Raw genomic sequence first — 21,492 nt, 5'->3', positions numbered from 1 at the left:
GGAGAATTCCGGGATTTTAGCGGTGCGGCGTCATCGCTACAACCTGCGCCCGTTAGGTTTGCATGTCTGTTCTCGCCTCCCATACACCACGCATATTGCTCGTCGACGACGACCCGGGACTGCGCCAGGCGCTGGAGTTCCGGCTCGGCATCGAGGGCTTTGTGGTCAACTCGTTCGAGAGCGGCGAGGCGGTGATCCAGGAATCGGCATTTCCCGAATGGGGCTGCCTGGTTCTCGACTGGCGCCTGCCCGGCCTTGACGGATTGCAGACCCTGCAGCGGCTCCGGCAGCGCAACGTGCAGCTGCCGGCAATCCTGATCACCAGCAATCCGGGCTCGGATCTGCAGGCTGCCGCAGCGGCCGCCGGTGTGCCGGTTGTCGAGAAACCGCTGCTGACCAACGAACTCGAGCTTCAGATCGAGCGCCTGCTGGCGCCGCAAGAGGATAGAGAATGAAGCGTCCAGTACCCACGCAGCGCGAGCGGCATTTCGACGAGTCGGAGATCATCGTGTCGAAAACCGATCTCAAGGGTCGGGTGACCTACGCGAACGAAGTCTTCTGCAGGATCGGGATGTATTCCGAGGATGAGCTCGTCGGCAAGCCGCACAGCATCGTGCGCCATCCCGACATGCCGCGCACTGTCTTCCATCTGCTGTGGGAGCGCATCAAGAGCGGCGGGGAAATCTTCGCCTACGTCAAGAACCTGGCCAAGAACGGCGACTACTACTGGGTGCTAGCCCATGTCACGCCGAGTTACGGCGCCGATGGTCAGCCGGACGGCTATCACTCGAACCGTCGCGTGCCGGAGCGGTCGGCCGTGCAGGCGATCGAGACCGTCTACCGTGATCTGCTGGATGTCGAGGCTGCGGCGGGCGATCCCCGCGAGGCCGTTCGCAAAGGCGTAGCCAGGCTCGAGGAGCTGCTGAAGCAGCGCGGGCAGAGTTACGACGAATTCGTTTTTTCGCTGTGAGGTCGGCATGTTGTTGTTTGGGAAGAACGCCACTCTGTTGCCCGCCGCCATGGCGGAGATCGAATCCGTCTGCGCCCGCGTGGCAAAGGGCGATTTCTCCGCGCGTATCGTGCATACCGAAAAATACGGCGACGTCGCCCCGACGCTGCGCCTGCTGAACCGCATCCTCGATCTGTCCGACGCCTATATCCGCGAATCCGCGGCCTCGCTGACCGCTGCGTCGGAAGGGAAGTTCTACCGGCCATTCCTGACGCGCGGCCTTCCCGGCGCCTTCGCGAGCGGGGCCGAGACGATCAACCGGGCGCGGGAAGCGATGAAGGCGAAGGCCGAGGAGGCCGTCCGCCTGCAGCATGAAATCGAGGAGCAGAAACGCGCCGCAGAGGAGCGCGCCAGGGCGGAGCGCGAGGCACTGGCCAGCCAGTTCGAATCCGAAGTCATGACGATCGTGTCGGCCGTCCAGCGCGCGGCCGAGAGCCTGGGGTCTGCGGCGACGACGATGGTGGCCGATGCCCAGGCCGTCAGCGGCAAGTCGGAGCGGGTCAACCAGGCCGCTCTCCAGGCGACCCAGAACACCCAGGCCGTCGCCGCCGCAACCGAGGAGCTGGCCGCATCTGTCGCCGAGGTCAGGGACCAGGTCGTGGCGTCGAAGACGGAAAGCGTTGCCGTCGCCCGTCAGGCGATCGAGGCCGAAACGGCGGTGACCGCGCTGGCCAGCGCGAACCGCAAGATCGACGAGGTGGTGGAGTTCATCAAGAGCGTCGCCTTCCAGACCAATCTGCTGGCGTTGAACGCGTCGGTCGAGGCTGCCCGGGCGGGGGAAGCCGGGAAGGGCTTCGCCGTCGTGGCGCAGGAAGTGCGCAATCTCGCGCAGAAGACCTCCGAGGCCGCGAAGGATATCGCGGCGCAGATCGGCGCCATCCAGCAGGCCTCCGAGCAGACCACCGACGCCATCAAGGTGATCCGCCAGCAGGCGGATCAGCTGGAGCAGCGCGTGTCGGCGATCTCGGATTCGGTCAGCGAGCAGTCGGTGGCCACCGCCGACATCAGCAACAATATCCAGCAGGCAGCGGCCTTCACCGAAAGCGTCTCGATGAACATTGCCGACATTTCCGAGAGCGCCGGCCGGACCGGCCGGTCGGCGGATGACGTGCAGGCCGCTTCAGGGGAGATCGGCACGCAGGCGAACAGCCTGGCGGGCAGGGTCCAGAAGTTCCTCACCTATATCCGGTCGATGTAGTCGCCGGGCTGACGCGCCGTTGGTGTATGTCAGCGGCCCGTGCCTAGTCTGATGCCGCGCGACCGACCGTGTCAGCCATGGTCGCGCCACGCTGCCCGAGCGGCTTCGGCGATCCCGTGGTGGTATCGCGCGCCGTCTGGTGTTCCAGCTCCGCGTCCAGCTGCGCGCCAAGCAGGACGGCGAGGGCCGAGATCCAGATCCATGTCATGAAGATGATGACGGCGCCGAGCGAGCCGTAGGTCTTGTTGTAGTTGCCGAAGTTCTCGGCATACCAGGAAAACAGGACGGAGACGGCGACCCACAGCAATGCCGCGAGCGTACTGCCCCAGGTCACCCAGCGCCATTTCGGCTTCTCCCGGCTCGGGCCGTAACGATAGATCATTGCCAGCGCAAAGACGATTCCGGCGAACAGGAAGGGCCAGCGGAACAGTTTCAGGATGAATTCGGCGGCGCCGCCCAGTCCGACGAAGGTCAGCACTGCCGGCAGCACAACGAGCGCGCCCATCGCGCAGACCAGAAACGCGATGCTGCCCAGCGTGAACACCAGCGACAGGGCCGTGAGCTTGAAGAAGTTGCGCTGTTCCCGTTCTCCATAGACGACGTTCAGGGCATCGAACAGCGCCTTGGTGCCCGCGTTCGCGGTCCACAGCGAACCGGCCAGGCCAATGATGAAGGTGAGGCCGAGCGCCTGCTGGCCCTGGGCGGTGACATGCTCGACCTGCGCCCGGATCAGGTCCATACCGCTGGCCGGTATGAAACTGCCGAGCGACTCAAGATGATCATCCACGGTACCCGGATCGGCAAACAGGCCGTAGAGAGAAACCACCGCGGCAATGGCCGGGAAAAGAGCAAGCAGCGTGTAGAAGGCGATGCCGGCGCTGACGGCCGCCAGCCGGTTCTCCGACATGGCATCCTTGACGCGCAGCAGCACGTCCTTCCAGCCGCGTTTCGGAATCTCCGCCGGACTGGCCGCCTCGCGTCCGCGGCCGGCCTCGCCCGAACGCTTCCAGTGCACCACCCGTCCACCGGCAGGGCGGGCGTTAAAGCCCGACGCCAGCAGGATCACCGCTATGGCCATGGCCCAGAGCGGCGCGCCCTGTGCCGGGCCCGCCGGCCAGCCGCCCGGTTCATCGGCGCGAAGCGACAAATGTCACTCCACGATGCGGTGCTGCGCCGGTGCGCCGCCTGAGCCCTGCTGCGACCGGACTCCGCCGAAGCTGTCGCCCGCGCCGTCTTCTTCAAGATCGGCGCCGCCGCTCGCTCCGGCGGCATAGCTTTCCTCGTGCTCGCCGGTCCCCATGCTGCTGCTGCCGCTGCCGTTGCCGACGACGCTGTCACGGGCCTCGCGCCAAGCGGAAGAGGCCTCGGACGACATCCGGTCTGCCATGCCGGAGGCGCGACGTTTCACTTCGTCGCTGGCATCGCCGACCAGTTCGTCTTCCATCCGCGTGGCCGGCAGCATGGCGCCGATGGCGGCGCCGATCGCCAGACCGAGGCCTGCTACGATCAGCGGTTGCTCGCGGCAGAAGTCGAAGAAGCGCCGCGACATTTCGCCTGCCTCCGAGGCGGAATCGCCGATCGCTTTCCGGGCCCGCCGCATGCCCTGCCGCGCCGAAGCCGCACCATGCTGCAGGCCGTCCCGGACCGAGGCGGCGGTGTCGCCGATGCTGTCGCGCGCGGCATGGGCGGAATTGCTGATGCGGCCGGTGGCATCCTGCGCCATCTCGCGCAGCCGGCTGCCGGAACCATCCTCCGCGCCATCATCGTAGTCCGAAGCATCGTCATACAGAGACCGGCTGGAGCCGTCCGCCCCGATGCGATAGCCGCTGCCGTCGCCGGCGTGAAATTCGCCGGACAGATTGCCCGGCTCCACGTAATTCTCGTCCATGCCGCGGTCGCTGTACATGTCGTCCACTGAGGCGTCGTGCGCTGTGCGGCTGCGCGGCTGCGGATTTCTGTTCGCCATCATCAGCCACGCGAGGCCGATCCCCATCACGGCGACAGGAATGGGATTGGCGGCGATCTGCTGTCCGAAATTGCGGACGAACTCACCGCCCCTGCCATCGCGCGCCCGCTCCATCAGCTGGTCGACGATCTGGCCCGGCGTAATGCGGGCGCGCAATTCATCGAGGGTCCCCTCGAGTTCCGCGCGGGTCTGTTCGGTTTCGCGTGCGAGCTGGGCGGTATCGGTCATGGTGCGGTCCTGATCTGGCTCTTGGCGACGTCGGCGTCGCGTTGCAACTGGTCGAGCGTGCGGTTGGGTACAAGCTTTTCGGCTTTCAGTCGGCTGAGGCCGGCCAGCAGCAGCAGGGCACCAATCAGCAGGGTACCGCCGCCGACGATCAATGCGGCCCAGTGCGGCTGGATGCCGGCGTTGATCAGGGCTGTCACGGCGGCTCCGAGCAGGATGACCAGTGCGGGGATCAGCAGCACCGCGCCGCCGACGATCATCGCCAGCCCGCCCGCGATCTGGCCGAGCTTCTCGGAGACTTCCGCCCGCGCCAGCTGGCTTTCCTTGCGCGCCAGCGTGGTCACCTGACTGATCAGGTCGCGCAGGATGTCGGCGATCGAGCGGTTCGGACTCGCGCGGCCTGTCGTCTCGAAACGGTTCGGGGTATCGGCATAGGCCATGATGGTCCTCCTCAGTGACGGCTGCTGTCCGGCATGCCGGACAGCGATGACTGGTCGGCAGCGGCACTGTTGCCGGAAACGACCGAATTGATGCTGCCCGCTCCGTCTCCCATGCCGGTGTCGCGGGTGCGGGGAGTCGCCATTCCGTAATGCGAATAGGTGTCCGTCGGACGGCTGGCCTTCAGGAACCGCGACAGCGCGAAGCCGGCGACGATCGCGCCGCCGAACAGGACCGCAGGCTGGCTGCGGGCGAATTGCGTCACGCTGCCCAGCAACTCCTCGATGCTGCGCTCGCGCAAGGTGGCCGAGGCCTGTTCCAGACGGGCCGCGGCATCGTGGACGTAATGGGCAGCCATGGGCAGCTGCTCCTCGAGCTGCTCGGCGGCGCCGTGGGCGGCGCGAGCCAGTCCTTCCATCTGTTCGGCGCCGTAATCCTTCTGCTGCTGCACGATGGAGGTCGCGGCTTCGCGCGCCTGCAGGGCTGCCTGACGGGCCTGGTCGGCGGCATCCCGTGCCGCCTGCGTCGTCTGCCGAGCGGCTTCGCGCGCCGCATGGCTGGCCTGCTCTGCGGCGTCACGGGCCTGTGCTTCGGCACTGGCGGAAAGCCCGCGGCTCTGGTCTGGATCCTGCCGCTGCCGGAAATCGCCGTCACCGGATTCGTATGCCATGGAGTCCCCTTTGCTGCCTGAAATGTGGGCATGACCGATGCTGTTCATGCAGATGTCACAGTCGGCATGCACGATGAAATTCAGTGCAGCCTTAACCGCTCGGCAGGGCGCGTGTTCCGCGAGGATGTCCATAGCTTTCGTGCAGACTCGCGTCACAACCGGGCCACAGCTTCCGCATGGCTTTGTAACAGGGTGTTACGAACTTTCCGGGCCACAGTGCGTTCCTCGGTCACCGCAAAGACTTACCTGCAGACAAACAGGGGAGACGCATGGACAAGCCCGTCCTGGTGAACATCGGCTGCGGCCGCGTATGGCATCCGTACTGGATCAACCTCGACCATCAGCCGACCTCACCCGAGGTTCGGGCCTTCGACATCCGCAAGCCGCTGCCGTTCGAGGACGGTACGGTCGATGCGGTCTATGCCTCGCATATACTCGAGCATCTCGATTTCGAGGAAGGGTTGCGCCTGTTGCGCGAATGCCGCCGCGTGCTCAAGCCGGGTGGCATCGTGCGCATCGTCGTGCCTGATCTTGAGGATCTCTGCCGCTTCTACCTGCAGCGGCTGAGCGCCGTCTGCGACCGTCCGTCGGCGAAGAACGAGACCTCGTATGACTGGGCCTACCTGCAGCTGCTCGATCAGCATGTGCGGCGCCGCAGCGGCGGCGATCTGGTCGACTATCTGAATCGTCCGGGACTGATCGCCAACGATGATATCCGCGACCGCCTGTCGAGCAATGTCCGCATCCTGCTGGAGGAGCGCGCGCGGCGGGACTGGATCGCGCCCTCAGCCTACCTGCACGAGGCGCAGAACCACCGCGTGGAGGAACAGAAGCGCTTTGATGCCCGCAAGGGTATGAAGGCACGGATTCGCGGCATGATCGTCGGCATCGTGCGGAAGCTGCTGCCGGCCAGCGTCGTCGACAGTCTCGAGACCGCCGCCTTCCTGCGGCTCGGCGAGGTGCACCGGGTCGGCTATGACCGCTTCTCGCTGCCCCGCCTGCTGGAGCGCGCCGGCTTCGACAATGTCGAGGTGCTCAATGAGGCGCGCAGCAGCATCCCGGGCTTCACCACTTCCGGTCTGGACATGGTAGACGGCCGTGCACGCAAACCGGGCTCGCTGTTCGTCGAGGCGAAACGCCCCCTGCGCAGCGGCGTCGCTGTGCCGCATCCGGCTTTCGAGGACGAGGAAGTAGCCCGCCGCGCTGCCGGCATGCGCCAGAGCGCCTGACCGCAGCCAGCGGGAACATGCCATCCGCTGCCGCGTTGGACTGAGGTGCAACGCGGCAGAAAGGATGGGTCATGACCAACACCCGCAGTTTTGCGCTGGTCTACGGTATCGTGTTCCTCGCTGCCGGCATCGCCGGATTCATCCCGGGTCTCGTCCAGCCGATATCCGGAGTGCCGCAGGGTTCCGCGGGCATGGAGACGCCGCATATGGAAGGCGTCGGCCTTCTGTTCGGACTGTTCCCGGTCAATGCGATGCACAACATCGTGCACATCCTGTTCGGCCTTGCCGGCCTGATCGCGGCACGCAGCCTGCGCGCCGGCTGGATCTACGCCTGCGTCGTGGCGGTGATCTATTTCATCCTGGCGCTGATGGGCATTGCGTCCGGCCTGCAGACCATGTTCGGTCTTGTGCCGCTCTGGGGCTATGACGTCTTCCTCCATCTGGTGCTGGCGGCGGTGGCGCTGTTCTTCGCCGTCACCGGCCGCGGCAAGTGGCGCGAGGCGCCCACGGTGAGCAACGCGCGCTGATCCCGCTGTCTCTGTTCATGCGTAACGCACAGGAGTCCCCAATGCCCGACAAACGTCCGCAATATATTCCTTCCGGCAAACTGCCGCCGGGCAACCTGCCGACCGACGATCTGCCCGGCGGCCGCGCCGGCAATCTCGCCGAACGCGGCCCGGACGACCGCTCGCGCATCAATGTGGACCAGGACTGGGAGATGCGCTGGTGGGCCAAGAAATACAACGTCGCCGTCGAGGATCTGCGCGCTGCTGTGGAGGCGGTCGGCCCCTCGGCCGACGCGGTGGCCAAGCATCTCGGTCTGCAGGCCGATGCCGAGGCGCCCGAGCATACGCCGCTGAACACGACCGGCCCGCACTAGAATCCGGCCACATCTCCGCCGTTTTTCGCGGTCAGCCTCGGATCATGCCCTGGCTGACCGTTTTCCTGAGCGCCATCGCCTTCGTCCTGCTGGCCGGACCGGCGCTGGCCGCCGACCCGCGCCCCCGCGTGGTGATCTCGACCGATATCGGCGGCGCCGATCCCGACGACATGCAGAGCCTGGCGCATGCGCTGCTCTATGCCGACCGCATCCGTCTGGTCGGTCTCATCTCGACGCCCACCGGCCATGGCGGCCGCACGGCCGACATCCACAGGGCGCTGGATGCCTATGAAGCCGACTACCCGCTGCTGCGCCGCGCCTCGCCGTCCTATCCCGCCCCCGACAGCCTGCGCGGCATCGTGCACCAGGGACGGCTGACGCCGCAGCCCGAGGCAGGCTTCAGCGAGCCGAGCGACGGCTCGCACGCCATCATCGCCGCGGGGCAGGAGGCTGCGGCCGCGGGAGAACCGCTCTGGGTGCTGCTCTGGGGGGCGGCCACGGATCTCGCCCAGGCCCTGCACGACGCGCCGCAGATCGCGCGGCATCTGCGCGTCTACATGATCGGCGCCTGGAACACCGCGCAGGATCGTGCCGCGCGCGACTATATTGCTGCCAGCCATGCCCGCGAGCTGTGGTGGATCGAGAATGACAGCAGCTTCCGCGGCTTCTACACCGACGAGCAGGGGCGCGAGAACAATGAATGGCGCATGGGCGAGGCGCGCGGGCATGGCGCGCTCGGGCGGTATTTCACCGAGGCCCGCCAGTACGGCCTGAAAATGGGCGACACGCCGTCGCTGCTGTATCTGATCGACAGCGCGCCCGACGACGATCCCGGCGATCCATCCAGCTGGGGTGGCGCCTTCCGGCGCTTCCCGGCGCGCGGGCCGCATTACTGGACCGATGCGGATGTGGAGCGCGAAGCCTATCGCGGTGCGGCCACCGTGCGCCGCCACCGCGTGGCCGCCTATCGCGACTTCGCCGCGCGGCTCGACCGGCTGCGCGCCATGGAATGACGATGGCGCGAACGACGCTGGGCGTGGGCTGAAGACAAGAAGGGCGCGCCGGCGGGCGGGGGGACTGTCGCCGGCGCGCCCTCTCTGGAAAGCCTCTGCCGGGGAGGAGCAGCAGGGCCTTCCGGGGGACAGGATTAAACGGCCGGGCTCACGAGCGCCGTCGCCGCGCGGCGCTGCGGTTCAGCCGGTACAGGTTCTCGAAGCGCATCAGGTCGCCCCGGGCGCACATCACGCGCGCCTCGGCATGGGCGGCGCTGCGCTCCACGTTGCGCAGATTCTGGTAGAGGATGCGGGTCTGGGTCAGATCGCCGGCTGCCTGGGCCGCTTTCAGTTCGGCCTTGGCCGCTGACACTGCGGCCTGCGCCGTCTTGTACTGCTCCTGGGCTGCGCTGAGCGCATTGATAAGGTGGGAATGCAGCCGTTCGATATTCGCATCCATAGTGACCCCTCCTGTTTTTGCGTCCGGCTCATGTCTGTCCGGTGCCCGGGAGCATGTCCCAGGAGACCTGCAAAAGGCCAGTGGTCGCTTTGTGGCGCGAAGACTGGGGCAGAACTGTGACCGGACCACTGCCGGTCACAGCATTGCACCGGCCAATTCACGGAAATGCCTCAACTCTGTGCAGAACGCTCTCTGGCGAGCGCTTTGCGCACGGCGGGCCGCTCGCTCATGCGCTGCCGGTGCGCGGCGACTTTCGGCAGGCGGGCAGGGTCGACGCCATCGCCTTCCAGCCATTGCGCGACGGTGAAGAGATAGGCGTCGCAGATCGAGTAACGCTCGCCCATCACCCAGGGGCCGGCCAGCATGGCGGTCTCGATCAGCGCGAAGCAGTCATACATGTTCTGCGGCACCTTGCGCTTCATCGCCTCCATGGCCGCCTCGTCGTCGGCCCAGCGATAGGCGCGGGGCCGGTGGGCATGGGCCACGTGCACGGTGGAGCACAGATACGAATTGAACTCCTGCTCGCGGGCGAAGGCGAAGGGGTCGTCCAGCGAGGCCAGCCTGGCCTCGGGGAAGCTCTGCGCGATGAAGGCGAGCAGGGCCGGCGTCTCGGTCAGCACGCCACGCCCGGTCACCAGCGCCGGCACGCGGCCCTTGGGATTGACCTTCAGGTATTCCGGATCGCGCTGGGCGTTCTTTCTGAAATCCACCGCCACGGCTTCGTAATCCGCCCCGGCCTCTTCGAGGGCGATCATCGAGGCCAGCGCGCAGGTGGCGGGAGCGTAATAGAGGGTGAGCATGGGATTTCGGCTTTTTCCGCTTGAAATGCGAACAAAAGAGGGGTAGAACAATCAGAAAACAAAGGGGGCAGGTATGGCAACAGCTCCGATTGGGGAAGGCGAGCAGGTTTACACCTACAGGAATCTTCACGTCTGCCTGACGATAGCGGATTGGCATGGGTTTGCCGACGCGCTTTTCGACGAGTTTCCCGATGCCCGGTATTTCTTCCAGCCCAGCATATTCTATCGGGTGTGGCCTGAACCGCCGCCATGCGGTGTCGGTGAACATATGTTCAGGATGGGCGATGACCGGGGACCGTTTGACCCCGACAAATTTCATCAATCCGAGATGCATTTCGATCCCGACTGGAAACCGGAATGGATCGTCGTCGGAGATCCGATCAACGACGTGCTGCCGGAGCCCGGAGCTTACTGGGACCTGCGGGCCCCGAAACTGCCGGTGTTCAGATTCGAATACAGCTTTCACCAGGAGAGGAGTTACGACGCACCGGAGCACCTCACCGATGGCGAATACTGGTTCTTTTACGCGCCGGGGGATCAGAAGCATCTGAAGATCGGCCACAGGGTCTTCCGGATTTTTCGCCAGTTCGCCACCAACCGCAATCAGGCTCTCGTCTATCCGGCGACACGCACCGTCACGGCCAGGAGGGTGTCACCCGTCTGGTTGGGAAACGATGCGATACGGTGGGCGCGGGAAGACAGGAATCGCCTGCTGTCTTTCTGGCACCACAGGGATGAGCCGGAGCGCAGTCATGGTGTCCGTCCGCTGGACGACTGAAGTCAAAGCCACCCGCTCTTCTTGAAGCGCCAGTAGAGCAGCCCGCAGATTCCGCCCATCAGCAACAGCGCGAGCGGGTAGCCATATTTCCATTTCAGCTCGGGCATGAATTCGAAATTCATGCCCCAGATGCCGGCAAAGGCGGTGGCGACGGCGAAGATGCCGGCCCAGGCGGCCAGCCGCTTGTTCACCTCGCTCTCCTCGATGGTCACCATGGAAAGGTTCACCTGGATCGCGGTGCCGATCGTGTCGCGCGCCGTGTCGATCGAGGAATTCAGCCGGGTGAGGTGGTCGTAGATGTCGCGGAAATACTCCTGCAGATTGGCGCAGGTGCGCGGCACGCGGCCGCCATAGAGCTTGCTGACGGCCTCCATCAGCGGCGCCACGGCATGCTTGAGCACCATCACCTTGCGCTTGAGTGCATAGAGCCGCTCGATATTGGCGCGCGGCGAGCCGCCGCGCTCGCGATCGAAGATATGCTCCTCGATCTCCTCCAGTTCGGTCTCCAGTGCATCCAGAACGGGGAAATACCGGTCGACCACCGCATCCATCAGCGCGTAGAGCACATAGGCCGAGCCGAGGCTGAGCAGATGCGGCTCGCGCTCCGCCCGGTCGCGAACGCCCAGAAAGGTCTGCGCTGCGCGGTTGCGCACCGAGAGGATATGGCCCTCGTCGACGAAGACATTGACCTCGCCCTGCACCAGCTCGCCGTCCACGATTTCGAGCAGATGCATGACGACGAAGACGCTGTCGCCGTATTCCTCGATCTTCGGGCGCTGATGGCCGTGATGCGCGTCCTCGACGGCCAGTTCGTGCAGGCCGAATTCGGCCTGCATCTCGGCCAGCTCCTCCGCCGTCGCGTCCTTCAGCGCCACCCAGACGAAGGTGTCGGGCTGTTTCAGATATTCGCCGATCCGCTGCACCGGCAGATCGGCGAGTTTCCGGCCCTGCCGGTAAGCGACGCAATTGACCAGCATCGGCGGCCTCCCTCGCCACCATCCGCGACGCGGCGGTCCGCGACTCTGCGGTTCGCGACTCGGAGGGGCCGGGCAATGGTAGCGCGGATCGCGCGGCGCTTCATTGCCCCGTCACACCGGGGCGGCGGCGCAGCCCTCGACATCGTCCGGGGTTGCACCATCTGCTCGCATGGCGGAACACCCGCCATTGTCATGAACCCGAGGGGAGAGATGGGATGACCTATGTCGACGGCGTTCTGCTGCCAGTGCCGAAGAAGAACCTTGCCGCCTACCGGCGCATCGCCAGGAAGGCGGGGAAGATCTGGCGCGAGCACGGCGCGCTTGATTACAAGGAATGCGTCGGCGAGGACCTGAAGGTGAAGATGGTGCAGCCCTTCACGAAGGCGGTGACTCTGAAACCCGGCGAGGTCCCGGTCTTTGCCTTCATCGTGTTCAAGTCGCGCGCCCATCGCGACCGGGTCAACAAGAAGGTGATGGACGACCCGCGGCTGAAGGCGATGGCCGGCAGCGACACCATGGTCTTCGACATGAAGCGTATGGTCTATGGCGGCTTCAGGACACTGGTCGAGGTCTGACGCCGCGCCGCATACACCCGTAACCAGGCTGGCGGCAGGCTGGACTTTATATTCACTTTATGTTCTAATCTCCGATTGTGCATGCCATGCGGCGGCGGAAGTGGTAAATGCCGGATAAGCAGCGTTAAGCTTGTTTAAGGCCCGGATAAGACCGGATAAGCACTGCCAGGCCCGGCCTAAGAACAAAGACTCCGGATTAGCCGGATTATGATCCGGACAGACGCCGGATGCGGTGTTCGGCGACGGGTGATTCGACAAAGGAGGAACGGCGCATGGCCAATGGCGAGACTTCTGCAGGTGCGCGCCAGCCCGAAACACCCGAGCCGCGCCACCGCTGGCGTTTCTTCCGCGCCGGCGGCTTCGATCAGGTCCGCATCGAGGCGGGTGAGGACCTGAAACATCTCGACCAGCTGGACCAGAAACTCTGGCTGGCGCTGAGCTGCCCGGTCGATTCCGTGCAGTTCGACCGCCGCACCCTCGACCTGATGGATACCGACAGGGACGGCCGCATCCGCGCGCTTGAACTGCTGCACGCGGTACGCTGGACCTGCAGCATGGTCAACGATGCCGATGCGCTGTTCGCCGGCCATGGCACCCTGCCGCTCAGCCTGATCGACGACCGCCACGAGGAAGGCGCGCGCATCCTTGCCTCGGCGAGACGTATCCTGACCAATCTCGGCAAGGCCGATGCCGGCGCGATCGCGCCCGAGGAGGCGGCCGACGTGCAGCGCATCTTCGCCAGCACGCAGTTCAACGGCGACGGCATCGTGCCGCCGGCCGCGGCGAAGGAGCCGGAGACGGCTGCGGTGATGCAGGACATCATGCGGCTGGCGGGGTCGCGCCCCGATCGCGGCGGCGAACAGGGCATCGGACAGGAGGAGTTCGACAGCTTCTTCGCCGCGGTGGATGCCTACTGCGCCTGGTGGGACGAGGCGCAGGCCTCGCCCGACATCCTGCCGCTGGGCGAGGGAACGCTCGCCGCCGTGCAGGCGGTGGATGCGATCAGGGCCAAGCTGGACGATTACTTCTTCCGCTGCCGCATGGCCGCCTTCGATCCGGCGGCCGAAGCGGCGCTGAACGCCGATGCGGAGGATTTCGCCGCCATTGCCGATGAGGATCTTTCCGGCGGCGCCGCGCCGGTGGTCGGATTTCCGCTGGCGCGGGTCGCGGCCGGCCGGCCGCTGCCGCTGGGCGACGGCGGAATCAATCCGGCCTGGGCGGACAAAGTCGCCGCCCTGCGCGATGCAGCCGTAACTCCTCTTCTCGGAGCGCGCGAGGCCCTGAGCGAGGAGGACTGGCTGGCGCTGCAGGCGAAGCTGAAGCCGGGCATGGCATGGCTGGGCCGCAAGCAGGGCGGTCTCGTCGAGCCGCTCGGACTGAGCCGCGTGCGCAGCATCAGGGCGGGCGAGGCGCGGCAGAAAATCGCGGCGCTGATTGAGGCCGATCTGGCGCTGAAACCGGAATTCGAGGCGATTGCCGCCGTCGAGATGCTGGCGCGCTATGTGCGCGACCTCGTGCCGCTGCTGCACAACTTCGTGTCCTTCCGCGATTTCTATACCCGCAAGGGCAAGGCGATCTTCCAGGTCGGCAAGCTCTATATCGACGGCCGTTCCTGCGATCTCTGCGTCCGTGTCGACGACCCCAACAGCCATGCGACGCTGGCCTCGCTGAGCCGCATGTATCTGCTTTACTGCGACTGCTACCGGCGCGGCTCGAACGAGAAGATGACCATCGCCGCGGCGATTACCGGCGGCGACGGCGATCAGCTTATGAACGGCCGCAACGGCGTGTTCTACGATCGCCAGGGTCGCGACTGGGATGCCGTGGTGGTGAAGATCGTCAGCCATCCGATCAGCATCCGTGAAGCCTTCTGGCTGCCCTACAAGAAGCTGGGCAAGTTCATCGGCGATCAGATCGAGAAATTCGCCGCCGCCCGGGCCAAGCAGTCCGAGGCGCAGATGACGGCGCAGCTGCTGAAGACCGGCACCCAGGCAGTGACGGGGGCCCCGCCTGCGGCCGCGGCGCCCGCGGCTCCGCCGCCGCCCGCTTTCGATGCCGGCAAGTTCGCCAGCATCTTCGCCGCCATCGGCCTGGCGATCGGCGCGATCGGGACCGCGCTGGCTTCGGTGGTCACCGGGATTCTCAATCTGACCTGGTGGCAGATTCCGCTGGCGATCTTCGGCGTGATCCTGCTGATCTCCGGGCCGTCCATGGTGATCGCGGCGATGAAGCTGCGGCAGCGCAATCTGGCGCCGATTCTCGACGCCAACGGCTGGGCGGTGAATGCGCGCGCGAAGATCAACATCCCCTTCGGCGGCAGCCTTACCCAGCTGGCCAAGCTGCCTCCGGGCGCCGAGCGGGCCCTGACCGATCCCTATGCGGAGCGGACCACGCCCTGGCGGCTGATCGGTTTTCTGGTGCTTGTGGTCATCCTGCTCGGCTTCGCCTGGCGCTACGACTGGCTGCCGCGGCTGTTCGGCCATTAACCATAACGCCGGATTTTCAGTCGCTCGAAGCCCGATTGGCGGGTTAGGATGGGGCCATGAAACTCGAGCCGCGCTTCTTCAGTCCCATCGGCACGCTGCGCCATGCCGAGCGCCTGAATTTCCTGTCGAAGGATGTTCGCGCCGCCGGCACCGTGATGGGCTTCTTCGGGGCCGCGGCGGCGCTGGGCGCTAGGCCGGAAGAACTCGTTCTGCTGGTCTGCCGGCGTCACAGCCCGGCCGACCTGCACAGGCAGGTAGTTCTGGTCTTCCAGCCGAACCGCGGCCTGACGGAGGCGCTGACCCGGCTCTATCGCGCCCATGGCCGGCCGCTCGGTTTCGAGGGCCAGCAGCGCTGGTGCGCCATTCCCGAGCCGGGCTTTCTGCGCGACGAAACCTTCGCCCTGCTGGCGGCGCATTTCCCGACCCTGCTGATGATCGAAGAGACGGCCGCCGGAGATCTGGACATCGCCGTCCATGCCTCGTCCGGCTTCAAGTCGCATCCGAAGCTGAAGCTGGCGCCGCTGGGCGATGGGACAAAGCCGGCCGTCGCGGCGGCACCGGCGGCGAAGGTCACCCCGCTGCCGCGCAGCGCGGCAGCACCCACCCCGCAGCCGCAGCCAATCACTGCGCCGCAGGCCGCGCGTCCGGCCCAGGTCGTGCCGTTGCGGCCGCGCCGGCTGAAAAGCGGCGTGGCGCTGAACGAGCATGTCGAACGCCGGGTGGTGAACGAGTTCCGCCGCCTGCTGCAGATGGTGGCGCTGCACTCCTGACCTCTCAGCCCAGCGGGCCCGTGCACATATAGGCGCCGTCCTGGTAGATCAGCGGCGCGACATCGTCGCGGCAGGTTGCGCGCGTCACGCGGCCGATGCAGACCGAATGCGAGCCATAGGCATGCAGCGCCTCGATCTCGCAGAACACGTTGGCCTGTGCATCGGCCAGATAGGGCACGCCGTGCTCGTCGGCCCGCCAGTCGCCGATCCGGAAACGCGCCTCGCCATCCGCCGAGGCCGCGAAGACCTCCGAGAGCTTCTGCTGGCTGCAATGCAGCAGGTTGATGCAGAGCAGCCGGCCCAGGCTGAGCTGGGCATGCAGGGCTGCCGAGCGGTTGACGCAGGCCAGCACCGCCGGCGGGTTGGCGGAGACGGAGGTGACGGCCGTCGCTGTCATGCCGTGGCGCAGGCCGTTTTCGGCGCGGGTGGAGATCACGGTGACGGTGGCGGCCAGCCGGCGCATGGCGCTGCGGAAGGCGGCGTCGAGAGCTTGGTCGGTCATGCCCTAGGATGTAGTGGAAGCGAGCCGGGCGGGCAATTCCGCCGCGACCTTTTCCGCCAGTTCGCGCCAGTCGGCGGCCTGGCTCTGCCGCAGCAGCCGCAGTGTCGGATACCAGGGCGTGGTCTCGCCCTCCAGCCCCCAGTACCAGTGCGGCGAGATACCCTTGTGAAGCAGCACCCAGGTCGGCCTGCCCAGTGCGCCGGCCATATGCGCGGTCGTATTGCTGGTGCTGATCACCATGTCCATGGCGGCCACCTGGGCGGCGAAACCGTCCAGGTCCTTCAGCTGGTCGATCCCCGGGTCATGCAGGATGTCGGCGCCGCAGGCGGCCTTCAGCGCGGCCCGGTCTTCGGCGCGGTTGCCGTATTGCAGGTCGACGAAGCGGATGCCCGGCAGCGTCAGGAACGGGGCGAAATCCGTCAGCTGCGCCGATTTCGGAGCGCCCAGCTTCGGGTTGCCGCTGTGCCAGGCGATACCGACCAGCGGGCCGTCATGGCCCGCCAGGTAGCGCTGACGCAGCATGGCGGTCCGCTGCGGATCGGCGCGCAGTGGCAGTGCACCCTTGCAGTCGGCCGGCGAGCGGCGAAAGACGGCGGCGACGTCGAACAGCGTCGCCTGCACGACGAGATCCCCGGCGAAAAGCCGCGGCTCGGGCGGCGCCTTGCGGGCATGCACCTCAATGCCGGGAAAGCTGCGATTCAGCAGCGGGATCATGCGCGGATCGCATTCGATCACCGGCGTGATTCCGCAGGCGAGCAGTTCCGGCAGCACGCTCAGCAGCACGAGGTTTTCGCCGACACCCTGTTCGGTGAACAGCAGCATCTTCCTGTCTGCGGGGATCGGTTCGCCCTTCCAGAAGGGCAGCGTGAAGGGCCGCCGGTCCACTGCCATTTCGGCGAGATTCCAGCGCGCCTCGAAATGCGGCCAGGCCTGTCCGTAATTGCCCCTGATCATGAGCGCCGCGCCGTAGCGCATATGGGCTTCGCCATGGCCGGGCGCCTGCCGCCAGGCCTTTTCATACCAGCGCAGCGCGCCGTCCAGGCTGCCCTTGCCGCGTTCCAGGTCGCCGAGCGCGATCAGTGTATCGATCCCGGCCGGCGACAGTTCGGCCGCCTTTGCAACCGCTGCCTCTGCGCCGGCAAGGTCGCCCTGGGCCATCAGGGCGAGGCCGAGATTCTGGTGCGCCATGGCCAGACCGGGGTTCAGTGCGATGGCCTGGCGCAGCACGTCGATGGCGGCGGTAAAGTCGCGGACGTCCTGCAGGGCCGCGCCGAGGTTCACCAGCGTGTCGGCCGATCCGGGCCGCAGCCTGAGCGACGTGCGGTAGCTGGCGATGGCCTCGTCCGGGCGGCCGAGCTGGCGCAGTAGGTTGCCGCGGTTGCTGTGAGCGCCGGCGTTGTCCGGATCCAGCGTGACGGCGCGATCCAGATGGTCCAGCGCCCCGGTGGTGTCGCCGGACAGCCGCAGCAATTCGCCCAGGTTGCTGTGGAAGAGGCCGTGGCGGGGCGCCAGCGCGACGGCCCGGCGCAGGGCGGCGATGGCTTCGGGAAGCTGGCCGGCGCGGAAGAATGCCAGCGCCTGCTCGTTCAGCCGGGCGGCCTCCTGCGGCAGGGGCGGGACCGAGCCGGCGCGCATCGGCGCGGCCGCTCTCCTGTCCTGTGCCCGGCGCTGTTTCCTGTTCACCCGCGGTCTCCTGCTGCTGCCCGGAATGCATGGCGGACGGACCCTTAAGGAGGGCTTAATCTCGGCATGATCAAACCTGCAGGGCGTCTCCGTGCAGGGTATGTGCGGATGACGGCAGAGCCTGGAGGCCGGTGATGTTTGACACTTTCGCGGCGGCGCTGGACTGGTTCGGTATTGTCGTCTTCACGACGACCGGCGCACTGGTCGCCTCCCGCAAGCAGATGGATGTCGTGGGCTTCATCCTGCTGGGTACCGCAACGGGTATCGGCGGCGGCACCATCCGCGACGTGCTGCTCGGCGCGCTGCCGGTCTTCTGGGTGGGCGAACCGTCCTATCTGGTCACCTGCGTCCTGGTCTCGGTCGCAACCTTCCTGCTGGCGCATATCCCGCAGTCGCGTTACGCGCTGCTGCTCTGGTGCGATGCGATCGGCATGGCGCTGTTTGCCGTTACCGGCGCCGAGAAGGCGCTGCTGGCCGGCGCCGCTCCGGTCGTGGCGGTCGCCATGGGCGTGGTGACCGCGACCTTCGGCGGCATGATCCGCGACATTCTCGGCGGCGAAAGCCCGGTCATCCTGCGCCGCGAAATCTATGCCACGGCCGCGCTGGCGGGCGCCGCTCTGTTCGTCACCCTGTCCGTGTCCGGCATCGCCCGGGAAATCGGTCTGGCCAGCGGGTTCTGTCTTGCCGCGGCAATCCGGGGTGCGGCGCTGCGCTGGAACTGGTCACTGCCGCGCTACCGCTCCCGGCCCGGCCGCGTGATGGACGACCGCGGTGACTGAAGCGCGGCCCGGCCCTCAGATTTCGCGCGCCGGCAGCAGGCCGGCCGCCTTCAGCCGCAGACAGAGCCGACAGGCCATGTCGACGCAGCGCTGGCCGTCGAAGGGGAAGAGGTCGGAGAAGGCGGCGGCCACGCGGTTGGACAGCGCTGCCCGGATCAGGCGCCGCGCGCGGTGCAGCCGCGTCTTGACCGTCTCCGGCCGGATCGACAGCTGCGTGGCGACTTCCTCCGTGCTCATCCCTTCGATGTCGCGGAGGATGAAGACGACGCGGAATGGATCGGGCAGTTCGTCCACGCATCGTTCAAGCAGCTGGCGGATCTGCTCGCGGGCAAGATCAGTCTCCGGGTTATGCTGCGGCAGGCTCGGGAAACGGATCACGGCGGCGCTGGTCTGCTCGATCGCTTCGATATCCGTCGTCCGGCCGCGTACCCGGCGCTTGCGCAATCTGCCGAAAGCCTCGTTCAGCGCGATCCGCGTCAGCCATGTCGAGAAGCTCGACTCGCTGCGAAAGCCGTCCAGGCTGGCAAAGGCGCGCAGATAGGCCTCCTGCACCACGTCCTCGGCGTCGGTGTCGTCCTGCAGCACGGCGCGGGCCACCCGGAACAGGCGACGGTTATGACGCTGCACCAGCGTGCGGACCGCGGCTTCGTGGCCCTCCCGGATCATGGCGATCAGCGCGGTATCCTCAAGCGCGCCGAGATTACGTGCGGACTTCGGGGCGGTTTGCATCGGGATCTCCCTTCGCGTTCCTGCATTCGTCACGGGCAGATGCTGCGGTCCTGCGACACGCGCGCCAGCCAGGCCACCAGGTCGGCCCGTTCCTGCGCGTTCTTGACGCCCGCATATCCCATCTTGGTGCCGGGCAATGTGCCGAGTGGATCCTTCAGGAAGCGATCCAGAGTTTCCTCGGTCCAGATGATACCCGAACCGGCCATCGCCCGCGAATAGGCATAGTCCGGCAGACTGCCCGCCCGACGCCCCAGAAGGCCGCAATGCTTCGGCCCGCTGCGGTTGCGGTCGAGCGAGTGGCAGGCGATGCATCTCTGATAGATCTGCTCGCCCCGCTCCGTATCGGCCGCCTGCGTCGCCGGCGCCGCTGTAGCAGCGAAGACGGTGGCGAGAAGAATGAGTCCGGAGATCGTCGGCATGTGGGTCTGGCGGGCGCGGCAGATCGGGGGCAATCGTCCGGCCCGCCCTCCTGTTCAGGATACAAAGGCCGCCGGAACCGGATCCTGGCCAAGCGCCTGCCGCAGCATGGCCCAGTGCATGGCCTCATCGCCGAGGATGGAGGCGGCAACCTTCGCAAGCTCGCGATCGGTGAGGACTGGCACCGCGCCGAGATACGCGCTGACGGCGCCTTTCTCGAGCTGGGCCGCGAAAGACAGAATGTCGGCCTGGCTCTTCAGCCTCTCCGTCGGAAACGAAAAGGTCTTCGGCGGTTCGACGGGTCTGCCGCCAAGCGCCCTGATCGTCTTGGCCAGCGCATCGACATGCTGCTTGTGATGATCCTGGAAGCCGACAGCCAAGTCGAGAACGGGCTTCTGCAGCAATCCGCTCTCGGCGCCGAGCTGATAGGCGGCCACGGCCTCCTGCTCGGCGCCCAGCGCCGCATTCAGGATCGTCACATCATTGCCCGAAGTCGCCGCCCTGGCGCTGCCCACGGCCAGCCTCGGATTGCCGGCCAGCAACGCGATTGCGGTGGCAGACAGCGTCAGGTGCGCGCCGCCCGACAGGAAACTGCGCCGGCTGGTTCCGGCAGTGATCGGTTCAGTTACATTGCGTATGATGGTCATGGTCGTCTCCTGGCTGCGGCGCGTTGCGGCAGTGCCGCGATTGCTGGTCGGCTGGCGGCCTTCATGGCGTGTCAGCAATCATTGGATGCGCGACCCGCATAAAGGTTTCCGCGATTGTCAGAGGGAGAGCGAGGCGAGGAATTCGCTGCGCAGCCTGGTATCGCTGTGGAACTCGCCGATCAGCCGCTTGGTGACCATGCGTGCGCCGCTGATGCCGATGCCGCGGGTGCTCATGCAGGCGTGGTCGGCCTCGATGACGACGGCGACGCCGCGCGGTCGCAAAGCTTCATCGATGGCGGTCGCGATCTGATCGGTCAGTCTTTCCTGGATCTGAAGCCTGCGTGCACAGGCGTCGACGACGCGCGCCAGCTTTGAAATGCCCACGACACGGTCGACCGGCAGATAGGCGACATGCGCTTTGCCCCTGATCGGCGCCATGTGATGTTCGCAGATCGAATGAAAGGGGATATCGCGCAGTTCGACCGGTTCGCCGTAATCGCCGGCATCCTCGAACGTGCGTTCGAGCAGGGTGACGGGATTTTCGCGATAGCCGCCGAACCATTCCCGGTAGGCGCGGATGACCCGCGCCGGCGTTCCGCGCAGGCCTTCGCGGTCCGGGTTTTCGCCGATGAAGCGGATCAGCGTCCGGATCGCCGATTCCGCTTCCTGCACGGTGGGCGCGTCCGCCAGGGAATCAGTGACGGACAGTTCGGCCAGTGCGTTCATCGGGATGCTCCTGTTGCGGCAGTCACGCGTTTGGATGCGTTCAGCGCAAAAGGGTTCCCCGGATTGTCCGGTCAGGGATGATTGAGCAGGAGCAGTGCTTCGGCCACGGCAATCACATGGGTCCGGCGCTGATGCGCGGCGATCATGGCCGACAGCTCGCTGCGCAGCCGGTAATCCCGCACGGAGGGGATTTCCCGGCTCATGCGGTGCACCATCCGGTCGCGGTCGTCGCATAAACCGCGCAGCTCGTCATGGGCGTTCTCCGGCGTGAGCGGCGTGCCACCGTCGTTCTGCTCGCGGACCCGGACGACGGCGCCGAGATGCAGGAGCTGCTCGCGGAGGAAGTCGCAGAAACTGACATCCTCGGCGCAGATGCGGTGCAGGGCCTTTGCGATCTCGCCGCCGGTCACGGCATTTTTCAGTCCGGTCAGCACCGGAACGCCGGCGGACCAGCCGTCATACAGGTCGCGCAGCAGGGGCAGGAGAGTCGAAGGGGGCGCCGTCTCGATATATTCCGGCCCCAGTTCGTGCATGAAGCAGGGCGGCGAGGCATAGG

At 66.4% G+C, this 21,492-nt stretch carries 26 protein-coding genes; 12 read left to right on the top strand and 14 right to left on the bottom strand.

Annotated features, from left to right (window positions below; all coding sequences use genetic code 11):
- Window positions 1–62 precede the first annotated feature (62 nt).
- From VKZ87_RS05420 to VKZ87_RS05410, 3 genes are read left to right on the top strand one after another with little or no spacing between them, the layout of a single operon-like run.
- The gene (locus VKZ87_RS05420; protein WP_324220235.1) at window positions 63–455 is read left to right on the top strand and encodes a response regulator; all 393 of its coding nucleotides are present in this window, start codon (window positions 63–65) and stop codon (window positions 453–455) included.
- The gene (locus VKZ87_RS05415) at window positions 452–970 is read left to right on the top strand and encodes a PAS domain-containing protein (protein ID WP_324220234.1); all 519 of its coding nucleotides are present in this window, start codon (window positions 452–454) and stop codon (window positions 968–970) included. The genes VKZ87_RS05420 and VKZ87_RS05415 overlap by 4 nt, the downstream gene beginning before the upstream one ends.
- Window positions 971–977: 7 nt before the next feature.
- The gene (locus VKZ87_RS05410) at window positions 978–2,207 is read left to right on the top strand and encodes a methyl-accepting chemotaxis protein (RefSeq protein ID WP_324220233.1); all 1,230 of its coding nucleotides are present in this window, start codon (window positions 978–980) and stop codon (window positions 2,205–2,207) included.
- Between the two features lie 43 nt (window positions 2,208–2,250).
- Here VKZ87_RS05410 and VKZ87_RS05405 read toward each other — a convergent pair whose 3' ends face one another.
- Genes VKZ87_RS05405 through VKZ87_RS05390 form a run of 4 tightly spaced genes read right to left on the bottom strand, consistent with a single transcriptional unit; the run spans window position 2,251 to window position 5,506 of the window.
- Window positions 2,251–3,354: a YihY/virulence factor BrkB family protein gene (locus tag VKZ87_RS05405; protein ID WP_324220232.1), complete on the bottom strand. Its 1,104-nt coding sequence runs from the start codon at window positions 3,352–3,354 to the stop codon at window positions 2,251–2,253.
- A gap of 3 nt (window positions 3,355–3,357) precedes the next feature.
- Window positions 3,358–4,401: a DUF3618 domain-containing protein gene (locus VKZ87_RS05400; protein ID WP_324220231.1), complete on the bottom strand. Its 1,044-nt coding sequence runs from the start codon at window positions 4,399–4,401 to the stop codon at window positions 3,358–3,360.
- The gene (locus VKZ87_RS05395) at window positions 4,398–4,838 is read right to left on the bottom strand and encodes a phage holin family protein (RefSeq protein WP_324220230.1); all 441 of its coding nucleotides are present in this window, start codon (window positions 4,836–4,838) and stop codon (window positions 4,398–4,400) included. Before VKZ87_RS05395 ends, VKZ87_RS05400 begins: the two co-directional genes overlap by 4 nt.
- 11 nt (window positions 4,839–4,849) lie before the next feature.
- Window positions 4,850–5,506, bottom strand: coding sequence for a hypothetical protein (locus VKZ87_RS05390; protein WP_324220229.1), 657 nt, complete (start codon window positions 5,504–5,506; stop codon window positions 4,850–4,852).
- Window positions 5,507–5,775: 269 nt separating this feature from the next.
- On the opposite strand from VKZ87_RS05390, the gene VKZ87_RS05385 reads away from it, so the two are divergent.
- From VKZ87_RS05385 to VKZ87_RS05370, 4 genes are all read left to right on the top strand, one after another.
- The gene (locus VKZ87_RS05385) at window positions 5,776–6,735 is read left to right on the top strand and encodes a class I SAM-dependent methyltransferase (protein WP_324220228.1); all 960 of its coding nucleotides are present in this window, start codon (window positions 5,776–5,778) and stop codon (window positions 6,733–6,735) included.
- A 71-nt stretch (window positions 6,736–6,806) separates the two neighbouring features.
- Window positions 6,807–7,262 (top strand): DUF4383 domain-containing protein, encoded by a 456-nt coding sequence (locus tag VKZ87_RS05380; RefSeq protein ID WP_324220227.1) that lies wholly within the window; start codon window positions 6,807–6,809, stop codon window positions 7,260–7,262.
- 41 nt (window positions 7,263–7,303) lie between these two features.
- On the top strand, window positions 7,304–7,615 hold the full coding sequence (locus tag VKZ87_RS05375; RefSeq protein WP_324220226.1) for a DUF3606 domain-containing protein: 312 nt from the start codon (window positions 7,304–7,306) through the stop codon (window positions 7,613–7,615).
- A 44-nt stretch (window positions 7,616–7,659) separates the two neighbouring features.
- Window positions 7,660–8,628 carry a DUF1593 domain-containing protein gene (locus VKZ87_RS05370; RefSeq protein ID WP_324220225.1) on the top strand — a complete coding sequence of 323 codons (969 nt, stop codon included), beginning with the start codon at window positions 7,660–7,662 and terminating at the stop codon, window positions 8,626–8,628.
- 148 nt (window positions 8,629–8,776) lie between these two features.
- On the opposite strand, the gene VKZ87_RS05365 is transcribed toward VKZ87_RS05370, so the two are convergent.
- The gene (locus VKZ87_RS05365; RefSeq protein WP_324220224.1) at window positions 8,777–9,067 is read right to left on the bottom strand and encodes a hypothetical protein; all 291 of its coding nucleotides are present in this window, start codon (window positions 9,065–9,067) and stop codon (window positions 8,777–8,779) included.
- 170 nt (window positions 9,068–9,237) lie between these two features.
- Window positions 9,238–9,867: a glutathione S-transferase family protein gene (locus tag VKZ87_RS05360; protein WP_324220223.1), complete on the bottom strand. Its 630-nt coding sequence runs from the start codon at window positions 9,865–9,867 to the stop codon at window positions 9,238–9,240.
- Between the two features lie 73 nt (window positions 9,868–9,940).
- Between VKZ87_RS05360 and VKZ87_RS05355 the strand changes: the two genes are divergently transcribed.
- The gene (locus VKZ87_RS05355; protein ID WP_324220222.1) at window positions 9,941–10,645 is read left to right on the top strand and encodes a hypothetical protein; all 705 of its coding nucleotides are present in this window, start codon (window positions 9,941–9,943) and stop codon (window positions 10,643–10,645) included.
- A 2-nt stretch (window positions 10,646–10,647) separates the two neighbouring features.
- Here the strand turns inward: VKZ87_RS05355 and corA are convergent, their stop codons facing one another.
- The gene (corA, locus tag VKZ87_RS05350; protein ID WP_324220221.1) at window positions 10,648–11,622 is read right to left on the bottom strand and encodes a magnesium/cobalt transporter CorA; all 975 of its coding nucleotides are present in this window, start codon (window positions 11,620–11,622) and stop codon (window positions 10,648–10,650) included.
- Window positions 11,623–11,837: 215 nt separating this feature from the next.
- On the opposite strand from corA, the gene VKZ87_RS05345 reads away from it, so the two are divergent.
- The 3 genes from VKZ87_RS05345 (at window position 11,838) to VKZ87_RS05335 (ending at window position 15,453) form a co-directional block, all read left to right on the top strand.
- Window positions 11,838–12,197, top strand: coding sequence for a DUF1428 domain-containing protein (locus VKZ87_RS05345; RefSeq protein WP_324220220.1), 360 nt, complete (start codon window positions 11,838–11,840; stop codon window positions 12,195–12,197).
- Between the two features lie 272 nt (window positions 12,198–12,469).
- Window positions 12,470–14,683 carry a hypothetical protein gene (locus tag VKZ87_RS05340; protein ID WP_324220219.1) on the top strand — a complete coding sequence of 738 codons (2,214 nt, stop codon included), beginning with the start codon at window positions 12,470–12,472 and terminating at the stop codon, window positions 14,681–14,683.
- Window positions 14,684–14,739: 56 nt separating this feature from the next.
- Window positions 14,740–15,453: a hypothetical protein gene (locus VKZ87_RS05335; protein WP_324220218.1), complete on the top strand. Its 714-nt coding sequence runs from the start codon at window positions 14,740–14,742 to the stop codon at window positions 15,451–15,453.
- A gap of 4 nt (window positions 15,454–15,457) precedes the next feature.
- On the opposite strand, the gene VKZ87_RS05330 is transcribed toward VKZ87_RS05335, so the two are convergent.
- Both VKZ87_RS05330 and VKZ87_RS05325 read right to left on the bottom strand, forming a co-directional pair.
- Window positions 15,458–15,955, bottom strand: a complete 498-nt coding sequence (locus VKZ87_RS05330; RefSeq protein WP_324220217.1) for a flavin reductase family protein — start codon at window positions 15,953–15,955, stop codon at window positions 15,458–15,460.
- A gap of 3 nt (window positions 15,956–15,958) precedes the next feature.
- Window positions 15,959–17,638 carry a tetratricopeptide repeat-containing glycosyltransferase family protein gene (locus VKZ87_RS05325; protein ID WP_324220216.1) on the bottom strand — a complete coding sequence of 560 codons (1,680 nt, stop codon included), beginning with the start codon at window positions 17,636–17,638 and terminating at the stop codon, window positions 15,959–15,961.
- A 134-nt stretch (window positions 17,639–17,772) separates the two neighbouring features.
- Between VKZ87_RS05325 and VKZ87_RS05320 the strand changes: the two genes are divergently transcribed.
- The gene (locus VKZ87_RS05320) at window positions 17,773–18,417 is read left to right on the top strand and encodes a trimeric intracellular cation channel family protein (RefSeq protein ID WP_324220215.1); all 645 of its coding nucleotides are present in this window, start codon (window positions 17,773–17,775) and stop codon (window positions 18,415–18,417) included.
- A gap of 15 nt (window positions 18,418–18,432) precedes the next feature.
- Here the strand turns inward: VKZ87_RS05320 and VKZ87_RS05315 are convergent, their stop codons facing one another.
- The 5 genes from VKZ87_RS05315 to VKZ87_RS05295 form a co-directional block, all read right to left on the bottom strand.
- Window positions 18,433–19,146: an RNA polymerase sigma factor gene (locus VKZ87_RS05315; RefSeq protein WP_324220214.1), complete on the bottom strand. Its 714-nt coding sequence runs from the start codon at window positions 19,144–19,146 to the stop codon at window positions 18,433–18,435.
- Between the two features lie 29 nt (window positions 19,147–19,175).
- The gene (locus VKZ87_RS05310; protein WP_324220213.1) at window positions 19,176–19,565 is read right to left on the bottom strand and encodes a c-type cytochrome; all 390 of its coding nucleotides are present in this window, start codon (window positions 19,563–19,565) and stop codon (window positions 19,176–19,178) included.
- Window positions 19,566–19,619: 54 nt separating this feature from the next.
- Entirely contained in the window at window positions 19,620–20,210 is a 591-nt protein-coding gene (locus tag VKZ87_RS05305) for a ferritin-like domain-containing protein (RefSeq protein WP_324220212.1), read from the bottom strand.
- 117 nt (window positions 20,211–20,327) lie between these two features.
- Entirely contained in the window at window positions 20,328–20,936 is a 609-nt protein-coding gene (gene folE / locus VKZ87_RS05300) for a GTP cyclohydrolase I FolE (protein WP_324220211.1), read from the bottom strand.
- A 71-nt stretch (window positions 20,937–21,007) separates the two neighbouring features.
- Window positions 21,008–21,492: DUF6306 domain-containing protein (locus VKZ87_RS05295; protein WP_324220210.1), on the bottom strand; the 485-nt coding region annotated here is incomplete at its 5' end.

It is taken from the genome of Ferrovibrio sp., assembly GCF_035304305.1.
Classification (GTDB): Bacteria; Pseudomonadota; Alphaproteobacteria; order Ferrovibrionales; family Ferrovibrionaceae; genus Ferrovibrio.
This window is presented reverse-complemented; position numbering and strand designations above follow the sequence as displayed.

Coding starts and splice junctions, on each gene's coding strand:
- VKZ87_RS05400 (WP_324220231.1), bottom strand. CDS start 4,401: ATGACCGATACCGCCCAGCTCGCACGCGAAACCGAACAGACCCGCGCG.
- VKZ87_RS05335 (WP_324220218.1), top strand. CDS start 14,740: ATGAAACTCGAGCCGCGCTTCTTCAGTCCCATCGGCACGCTGCGCCAT.
- VKZ87_RS05415 (WP_324220234.1), top strand. CDS start 452: ATGAAGCGTCCAGTACCCACGCAGCGCGAGCGGCATTTCGACGAGTCG.
- VKZ87_RS05315 (WP_324220214.1), bottom strand. CDS start 19,146: ATGCAAACCGCCCCGAAGTCCGCACGTAATCTCGGCGCGCTTGAGGAT.
- VKZ87_RS05320 (WP_324220215.1), top strand. CDS start 17,773: ATGTTTGACACTTTCGCGGCGGCGCTGGACTGGTTCGGTATTGTCGTC.
- VKZ87_RS05375 (WP_324220226.1), top strand. CDS start 7,304: ATGCCCGACAAACGTCCGCAATATATTCCTTCCGGCAAACTGCCGCCG.
- VKZ87_RS05410 (WP_324220233.1), top strand. CDS start 978: ATGTTGTTGTTTGGGAAGAACGCCACTCTGTTGCCCGCCGCCATGGCG.
- VKZ87_RS05360 (WP_324220223.1), bottom strand. CDS start 9,867: ATGCTCACCCTCTATTACGCTCCCGCCACCTGCGCGCTGGCCTCGATG.
- VKZ87_RS05420 (WP_324220235.1), top strand. CDS start 63: ATGTCTGTTCTCGCCTCCCATACACCACGCATATTGCTCGTCGACGAC.
- VKZ87_RS05370 (WP_324220225.1), top strand. CDS start 7,660: ATGCCCTGGCTGACCGTTTTCCTGAGCGCCATCGCCTTCGTCCTGCTG.
- VKZ87_RS05390 (WP_324220229.1), bottom strand. CDS start 5,506: ATGGCATACGAATCCGGTGACGGCGATTTCCGGCAGCGGCAGGATCCA.
- VKZ87_RS05385 (WP_324220228.1), top strand. CDS start 5,776: ATGGACAAGCCCGTCCTGGTGAACATCGGCTGCGGCCGCGTATGGCAT.
- VKZ87_RS05310 (WP_324220213.1), bottom strand. CDS start 19,565: ATGCCGACGATCTCCGGACTCATTCTTCTCGCCACCGTCTTCGCTGCT.
- VKZ87_RS05355 (WP_324220222.1), top strand. CDS start 9,941: ATGGCAACAGCTCCGATTGGGGAAGGCGAGCAGGTTTACACCTACAGG.
- VKZ87_RS05365 (WP_324220224.1), bottom strand. CDS start 9,067: ATGGATGCGAATATCGAACGGCTGCATTCCCACCTTATCAATGCGCTC.
- corA (WP_324220221.1), bottom strand. CDS start 11,622: ATGCTGGTCAATTGCGTCGCTTACCGGCAGGGCCGGAAACTCGCCGAT.
- VKZ87_RS05380 (WP_324220227.1), top strand. CDS start 6,807: ATGACCAACACCCGCAGTTTTGCGCTGGTCTACGGTATCGTGTTCCTC.
- VKZ87_RS05305 (WP_324220212.1), bottom strand. CDS start 20,210: ATGACCATCATACGCAATGTAACTGAACCGATCACTGCCGGAACCAGC.
- VKZ87_RS05330 (WP_324220217.1), bottom strand. CDS start 15,955: ATGACCGACCAAGCTCTCGACGCCGCCTTCCGCAGCGCCATGCGCCGG.
- folE (WP_324220211.1), bottom strand. CDS start 20,936: ATGAACGCACTGGCCGAACTGTCCGTCACTGATTCCCTGGCGGACGCG.
- VKZ87_RS05340 (WP_324220219.1), top strand. CDS start 12,470: ATGGCCAATGGCGAGACTTCTGCAGGTGCGCGCCAGCCCGAAACACCC.
- VKZ87_RS05395 (WP_324220230.1), bottom strand. CDS start 4,838: ATGGCCTATGCCGATACCCCGAACCGTTTCGAGACGACAGGCCGCGCG.
- VKZ87_RS05345 (WP_324220220.1), top strand. CDS start 11,838: ATGACCTATGTCGACGGCGTTCTGCTGCCAGTGCCGAAGAAGAACCTT.